Source organism: Anaerococcus jeddahensis, from assembly GCF_001182725.1.
Classification (GTDB): domain Bacteria; phylum Bacillota; class Clostridia; order Tissierellales; family Peptoniphilaceae; genus Anaerococcus; species Anaerococcus jeddahensis.
Genome location: NZ_CWHU01000001.1, coordinates 1 through 4,560 on the forward strand (window position 1 = coordinate 1; position 4,560 = coordinate 4,560).

Here is a 4,560-nt window from a genome sequence, read left to right on the forward strand (position 1 = left end):
TACTGAAAGCATCTAAGTACGAAGCAACCCTCAAGATAAGATTTCTCAGAGTAGGTAAAGAAAATACCTTAGATAGGTCCAAGGTGTAAGTGCAGTAATGTATTAAGCTAATGGATACTAAACTTTAAATCTTGACTGGAAATATTTATAGCTATTAATTAGCCCGTCCGGCTCGTCGAGGACCCGTGCGGAGCACTCGCAGCGAAGCGAGAATAAAAAAATTAGGTTAAAAGAAGTTCGTCGGCTTGCTGACAAAGTTGCAAGCAACTTTGAAACGCCGCGACGTCTGACCTACCAACAATTTGTTACACAAATTGGGTTAGGATCATAATATGGTGACAATGGCAGAAGGGATACACCTGTTCCCATACCGAACACAGAAGTTAAGCCTTCTAACGCCGATGGTACTCGGAGGGAGACCTCCCGGGAGACTAGGAAGTTGCCAAACAAATAAGATCAGCTTAGGCTGGTCTTTTTTGATGTAAATTTTTAAGTCTTACAATTAATATCTCAATATATATTTTCTATATTTAAAACAAGAATTATGGTTTAATTTCAATTTAAATTTATTTTCATATTATAAAAATTTTGCAAGATTTAATTTGATGTAAAATTTTATAATAAATTAATACATTAGTGGTCATTATTGAACTTCCCAATTTCTTATTTATTGGTTTTGATTAAAAATTTTTTTGATTGATTTTAAGACTGTAAATTTGAATTTGTAAATATTTTTATTTAATTTAAAATGCGATGAAATATAAATTATTTCATCGCATTTTTCTTTTATTTGTATTTGTAGAATCCTTCGCCACTTTCTATTCCTTTTAGGCCTTTGGCTGCTCTTTCTTCTAGTTTTTTTACTGCTTTTCCTATTGGACTTGTTGGATCTTTTGCTAGTGGATTTGTTTTTGTTATGTTTAAAACTGTTGTAATTCCTACTATATCTATTATTTCGAATGGGCCTTTTGGTGAACCTGTTCCGATTTTCCAGTCCATATCTATATCTTCTGGTTCTGCTATATCATCTCCATATAGCACTAGTCCTGCATTTATTAGTGGTACTAATATTGAGTTTAGAATATAGCCTGGTTGTTCTTTTTTGATTACTGCTGGATACATTCCTATTTCTTTTGCAAATTCTATTACTGTTTTGAAGGCTTCATCGCTTGTTTTGTCGTGTTTCATTACTTCTGCTAAATTTTGTCTCCAGATATTATTTGCAAAGTGTAAGTTTAGGAATTTTTCTTCTCTTCCTGTGTATTCTCTAAAGGTTGATGGCAATAGGGTTGATGAGTTTGATACTAGGATTGCTTCTTCTTTTAGGTATGGGGCAATTTTTTCATAGAAGGCTTTTTTCTCGTCCACTACTTCTGCTATCGCCTCTATTACTAGATCTGCATCACCGAATGCTTCTTCTAGATCTGTTGTGTATTTCATTTCTTTGTAAACTTTTTCGTTTACTTTTTTTAGCTCTTCTATTTTTTCTTCTGTTATTTCTGATTTATCATTGAAAAATGATCTTGGGTAGTTTGGATTTTCTTGTCCAATATAGGATGGACAAGCCATTAATTCTTTGGTAAATATTTCGTGTAGGTAATCAATTCTTGGTTTTACTCTTTCTATTGATCCTTCGCTTCTTCCCCAAATTGTTACGTCAAACCCGTGAAAGGCTGTAACGTAGGCTATTTGTGCTCCGAGGACTCCTCCTCCTGCTATTGTTACTTTTTTTATTTTCATATTATTCTCCTTTTTTTCTTTTTCTTTTTCTTTTATATTTTTACCCATTTCTTTGTTTTTAAATTCTATTGATTGGTATTTTGTAATAAAATTTTTTTATATCGTTTTTGTAATTTTTCTAATTTTATTTGCGAATTTTTTTTGATATTATAACTTTATTCTTTTTGAATTTTAAAAAGTAGAGAATTTGCAAGTTATTTTTATATTTATATTTTATTTTAATTTTCTAATACTTTATTGTACCATAAGTTTTTCTTATATGCCTTATAATTTATATGTATTTTACAAGTTTTTTTATATGTAATATTATTATTATGAAAACGTAATCATTTTTTAAAAAAAGGGGTGAATATTGTGAAAAAGAATGAAAAAATTTCTGGTAAGGCGTTGATTCCATTTTTGGTTTTTATCGTTATTTACCTTGCCACAGGAATTGTACTTCACGTTAGAGGAGTAGAAATGGCATTTTATCAATTGCCTGCACCTATTGCAGCTTTTGTTGGTATTATTAGTGCATTTTTATTGTTTGGTGGAAGTATTGATGAGAAATTTGACAATTTAGTTGAAGGTTGTGGCGACTCAAACATTATTATTATGTGTTTGATTTACATATTGGCAGGCGCTTTTTCCGCTGTTGCTTCTGCTTCTGGCGGTGTTGATTCTGTAGTTGGTTTGGGACTTTCTTTTGTTCCTGCTAAATTTTTAACTGCAGGTGTATTTTTGATAGCTTGTTTTATTTCTATTGCTACTGGTTCTTCTGTTGGTACTATTACTGCTCTTGGACCTATAGCTGTTGGTCTTGCTAAATCTGGTGGTATCAATATGGCTTTGATGCTTGGTGCCTTGGTTGGTGGATCAATGTTTGGTGATAACTTATCTGTTATCTCTGATACAACTATCGCTGCTACTAGAACTCAAAATTGTGAGATGAAAGATAAGTTTAGGATGAACTTAAAAATGGCTCTTCCTGCTGGTATTATTACTTTTATTTTGCTACTTATTTTGGGTGCTCCAGAATCTCAACCTGCTCAAAAAGACTTATCTTACGATATTATTAAGATTATTCCTTATATTTTCGTATTGGTTGTAGCTTTGATGGGAGTTAATGTATTTTTAGTTTTGACTGGTGGTATTGTTTTATCAGGTATTGTTCTTCTTATGAACAATGGATTTGATTTACTTGCTCTTTCTCAAACTATGTGGGAAGGATTTACTGGAATGTTTGAAATTTTCTTACTTTCTATGTTAATTGGTGGTCTTTCTAATATGGTTACCAAAGAGGGCGGTATTAATTGGATTATTGCAAAAATTAGAAAATTTGCTAAGGGAGAAAAATCTGGTGAGCTTGGTATAGCTGCACTCGTTTCTCTTGCTGACGTAGCAATTGCTAACAATACTGTTGCAATTATTATCTCAGGTCCAATTGCTAAGAAAATGTGCAATGAATATAAGATTGACCCAAGAAGGTCTGCATCTTTGCTTGATACATTTTCTTGTGTATTCCAAGGAATAGTGCCTTATGCTGCTCAAGTTTTGATAGCTGCAAGCTTTACTAAAGGCGCAGTTGCACCATTCCAAATTATACCATTTTTCTGGTACCAATTTATCTTGGGAGTAGTTTCAATAATTTCAATTTATGTACCATTTACTAAGGCTAAAGATAATTGGAACTTTGAATATGATATGGCAGAATCAAAAGTCTCTGATCATATTAAAAATTTGGAAGGCAATGAACAAGTTCACGCTTAGTTAGGGATAGATATTCCCTACAAAGCTTTGAAAGATTTTTGGAAGATTTGTAAACATAACCTATATCCATGGATAAATTTTCTGGATTTTCAAGCTTAACGGTTTTGATATTCGGAAATCCACTATTTGGATGAAGGCAACCCGTACCAACATTAAAAGAATTTGTATTGGATATAAGGCCTAAAGTTGTACCCCTATCTTGGGTGTAGATAACTTGCTTGTGATTAGGAAGGTTTACAAATTCTTCCGGTAAAATCTGTGTGTCATTTTGCTCATAAATAATCATAGGAAATTTATAAAGATCATCAATTTTAATCAATTCTTGATTTGCCAAAGGATGGTCTTTGTTAATGAAAACATGAGGAATGACCTTGGCGATAGTAACGTATGATAAAGATTTTTCTTTAAATAATTTTAAAATGGCTTGCCTATAAGGATCATTTATGTAGATAAAGGCAAGGTCAGAATAATCGTTTTCAACGTGGTTAATGGCATTGAGGGATGTAGTTTCTTTTAGATAAAATTTGAAAGAATCATCCTTGTACTTGTCGATTAATTTCATAAAAGCTGATACAGCGAAATTAAAATGTTGACTTGAGACTCTAAGCTCAGAAACATCCTTGTTTTTTGTAGCATATTGTCTTTGAATTTCCTTGTATTTAGTCATTAAATCTTGGCATTTTATGAGATACTCAAGCCCCTTGGCAGTGGTTTGAGTTCCACCTTGATTTCTCTCAAAAATTTTAAAGCCCAGCTCTTTTTCAAGATCGTTTATGGCCATAGAAATGGCAGGCTGGGATGTGTAGAGGTTTTTGGCAGCTTTGGAAATAGAACCTGTTTTAGAAACTTCTATAGCGTAATTAATTTTGTTTAAATTCATAATATCTCCTTAGTGTCTTTGGATATATTATATTAAATATTTTGTAAAAATGAAAGAATAGTAAGAAAGGATTAAAAAATGACAGAAAACAAAAAAAGATCATTTGCAACAGAAACAATACACGCAGGCGCAATAAAGGATACATATGGTTCATTGGGACTACCAATATACCAAACATCAACATTTATCTT

Annotated in this window: 3 protein-coding genes and 2 rRNA genes; 3 read left to right on the forward strand and 2 right to left on the reverse strand. The window is 32.1% G+C overall.

All coding sequences use genetic code 11. From position 1 onward, the window contains the following. Window positions 1-139 (forward strand): 23S ribosomal RNA (locus tag BN2087_RS00005); the annotation flags it as partial. A 192-nt stretch (window positions 140-331) separates the two neighbouring features. Beyond that, a 5S ribosomal RNA gene (gene rrf / locus BN2087_RS00010) occupies window positions 332-448 on the forward strand. Between the two features lie 338 nt (window positions 449-786). Here the strand turns inward: rrf and BN2087_RS00015 are convergent. Beyond that, complete coding sequence (locus tag BN2087_RS00015; protein WP_049689853.1) at window positions 787-1,740, reverse strand: 3-hydroxyacyl-CoA dehydrogenase; 954 nt, start codon at window positions 1,738-1,740, stop codon at window positions 787-789. 354 nt (window positions 1,741-2,094) lie between these two features. On the opposite strand from BN2087_RS00015, the gene BN2087_RS00020 reads away from it, so the two are divergent. Continuing rightward, on the forward strand, window positions 2,095-3,489 hold the full coding sequence (locus BN2087_RS00020; protein WP_049689854.1) for a Na+/H+ antiporter NhaC family protein: 1,395 nt from the start codon (window positions 2,095-2,097) through the stop codon (window positions 3,487-3,489). On the opposite strand, the gene BN2087_RS00025 is transcribed toward BN2087_RS00020, so the two are convergent. Then, on the reverse strand, window positions 3,452-4,369 hold the full coding sequence (locus BN2087_RS00025) for a LysR family transcriptional regulator (RefSeq protein WP_049689855.1): 918 nt from the start codon (window positions 4,367-4,369) through the stop codon (window positions 3,452-3,454). The genes BN2087_RS00020 and BN2087_RS00025 overlap by 38 nt on opposite strands. Between the last annotated feature and the right edge of the window lie 191 nt (window positions 4,370-4,560).

What these genes read in the sequence shown, in the direction of transcription:
- BN2087_RS00015 (WP_049689853.1), bottom strand. Translation starts at nt 1,740, where the DNA reads ATGAAAATAAAAAAAGTAACAATAGCAGGAGGAGGAGTCCTCGGAGCA.
- BN2087_RS00025 (WP_049689855.1), bottom strand. Translation starts at nt 4,369, where the DNA reads ATGAATTTAAACAAAATTAATTACGCTATAGAAGTTTCTAAAACAGGT.